The organism is Archangium violaceum Cb vi76 (assembly GCF_000733295.1).
Taxonomy (GTDB): Bacteria; Myxococcota; Myxococcia; order Myxococcales; family Myxococcaceae; genus Archangium; species Archangium violaceum.
The window spans coordinates 1-400 of the sequence record NZ_JPMI01000422.1 but is presented as its reverse complement, the minus strand read 5'-3'; the positions used below and the strand labels follow the sequence as shown (position 1 = coordinate 400).

Annotated in this window: 1 pseudogene; it reads left to right on the top strand. The window is 53.8% G+C overall.

Going from position 1 to position 400, the window contains the following annotated elements:
• Positions 1 to 356: pseudogene (locus Q664_RS61950) on the top strand (hypothetical protein); the annotation flags it as partial.
• Positions 357 to 400: the final 44 nt, after the last annotated feature.

Sequence of the window (400 nt, the reverse complement as noted above, 5' to 3'; positions counted from 1 at the left end):
TTTTCCTCAAGAGCCCAAGTCGAATCGAAGCACTTCTATTCCTGTACTTCCTCGCGCTTCTCGTTCACTCGCTCATCGAACTTCAGCTTCGACGCCAGATGGCCGCCAGAGGCCTTGCTGACTTGCCACTCTACCCCGAGGAAAGAGCGTGCGAACGTCCCACTGCGGATAGAGTCCTGCATCTCTTTGGAGATGTACGCTGCCATCGGCTTCTGAGCCCGTCGGATGGCTCCTGCCGGATTTTCAAGGACAAGTTGAGTCAAAGGCAGACCGCTATCCTTCAAATGCTCGGAATGTCACCACCCCACTACTTCACAGGGATTCAAGATGTGCCGCAGGTGCCGCGAAAATCATGAAGCGAAAATCCATGGGAAATCAGCTTCGCGATGTGCGGAAAGTA